This is a genomic window from Endozoicomonas sp. ONNA2 (assembly GCF_024606365.1).
Taxonomy (GTDB): Bacteria; Pseudomonadota; Gammaproteobacteria; order Pseudomonadales; family Endozoicomonadaceae; genus Endozoicomonas.
In genome coordinates this window covers 1-2,379 of sequence record NZ_JAHHPO010000626.1, presented here as the reverse complement: position 1 = coordinate 2,379, position 2,379 = coordinate 1, and the positions used below count along the sequence as shown (strand labels likewise).

The window sequence follows — 2,379 nt, the reverse complement described above, 5'->3', positions numbered from 1 at the left end:
CCACTGGTGTCACGACCGTGCATGGGGTTGGCACCCGGACCAAATGGCTGACCTGCACGACGGCCGTCCGGGGTAGCACCGGTCTTCTGGCCGTATACCACATTAGAGGTAATGGTCAGGACGGATTGGGTTGGAATCGCGTTACGATACATCCTGTGAGAAGCGACTTTCTTCATGAACGTTTCAACCAGCTCACAGGCAATCGTATCAACACGCTCATCGTTGTTACCGAACTTCGGATAATCACCTTCAATTTCGAAGTCGATAGCAATACCGTCTTCATCACGCACCGGCTTGACCCTGGCGTATTTAATGGCAGACAAAGAGTCAGCAGCAACGGACAGACCGGCAATACCACAGGCCATGGTGCGAATGACATCACGATCATGCAGTGCCATCAGAGAAGCCTCATAGGCGTACTTGTCGTGCATGTAATGAATACAGTTCAGGGCAGCCACATACTGAGTCGCCAACCAGTCCATCAGCGCATCATAACGTGCATGGACATCGTCGTAATCCAGGTATTCAGCCGTGATCTTGTCGGTTTTCGGACCAATCTGAACTTTCAGTTTCTCGTCAATACCACCATTGATGGCGTAAAGCAGTGTCTTGCCCAGATTGGCACGGGCACCAAAGAACTGCATCTGTTTGCCAACAATCATTGGCGACACACAACAGGCGATGGCGTAATCGTCGCTGTTCATATCAGGACGCATCAGATCATCGTTTTCGTACTGGATGGAACTGGTATCGATGGATACCCTGGCACAATACTCTTTAAAGCCGACAGGCAGCTGCTCAGACCATAGCACCGTAATGTTTGGCTCCGGCGACGGGCCCATGGTGTACATGGTATTCAGGAAACGAAAAGCGTTTTTGGTCACCAGTGTCCGACCGTCAAGCCCCATACCACCGATGGACTCTGTCGCCCAGATCGGGTCGCCGGAGAACAGCTGATCGTATTCCGGGGTACGCAAGAAGCGAACCATGCGCAGCTTCATCACGAAGTGATCAATCAATTCCTGGGCATTAATTTCAGTGATCCTGCCCGCTTCCAGGTCACGCTGAATGTAGATATCCAGGAAGGTAGCCGTCCGCCCCAGAGACATGGCAGCACCATTCTGGGACTTGACGGCGGCCAGGTAACCAAAATAAGTCCACTGAACCGCTTCCCGGGCCGAGGTAGCAGGACCACTGATGTCACAATCGTATTTGGCTGCCATCTCCTTGATCTGCATCAATGCCTTGATCTGCTCCATGATCTCTTCACGCAGCTGAATGGTACGCTCAAGATCATCCCCGGAATTGAGCGGTGCATCCAGAGACTTGTGCTGCGCCTTCTTGTCGACAACGAGTCGATCAATACCGTACAGGGCAATACGACGGTAGTCACCGATAATACGTCCACGGCCGTATGCATCCGGCAACCCGGTGATCACACCGGACTTGCGACAGTTGCGAATGTCAGCGGTGTAAACATCGAACACACCGGCATTGTGTGTCTTGCGATATTCCGTGAAGATCTTGACAACCATGTCATCCAGCTTACGGCCATAAACTTCACAGGAAGTTTCCACCATCCGGATACCACCGTTGGCAATAATGCCGCGCTTCAGTGGCTTGTCCGTCTGCAGGCCAACAATGGTTTCCCGATTTTTATCGATATAACCGGCATCATGGGAAGTAATGGTGGATGGCAGATCGGTATCGAAATCCAAAGGCGCGTGCGTGCGGTTCTCTTCCTTGATCCCTTCCATGACATCAGCCCACAGCTTGTCTGTCGCTTCAGTAGAACCGGCCAGGAAGGCATCGTCTCCCTCGTAAGGGGTGTAGTTTTTCTGGATAAAGTCTCGAACATTAATGCCTTGGGACCAGTCACCGGAAGTAAATCCTTCCCATGCTGCTGGCAGTTCGCAGGTAGTTACAGTCATATTAAAAGGCTCCTGACAGGTTGGAGAATGCTTTGGGGATGCTGCTTACGGGTCAGTCAATGGGCATTGATCTGTATCAATATAAAAAAATCATTGTCGGCGTATTCTTTGGCTTTTTCGGGCGGCGACATTATATGAACTGATCAGCCAGTTCGAACAGTTGGAATACCTCGCAATACCGGGTAGCACTGCAATTACTCATCATGCCGCTTTGCCCGACTGTCCAAAATGACTTGATCGATAACATACAGAAGGCAGAATTGGTATAACACCTCATCACAAAACCCCTTATGGTCATAAGTAGTTAATCAAATGAAATGGTATTTCTGACCAAGTGGGCAGCTGCTTACTGTAGTGTACGTGTCAATCGAGTCAGCCCGATGAATAAAAACTTCAGGAAAATTACTACTTATACGACAGTTATACCATTAGTGCTAATACCTATAAC

General features: G+C 50.0%; 1 protein-coding gene. It reads right to left on the bottom strand.

Annotation, left to right across the window (positions count from 1 at the left end; genetic code table 11):
* On the bottom strand, window positions 1-1,931 hold a 1,931-nt coding region (gene pflB, locus KDK14_RS11010), incomplete at its 3' end, for a formate C-acetyltransferase (protein WP_257265161.1).
* Between the last annotated feature and the right edge of the window lie 448 nt (window positions 1,932-2,379).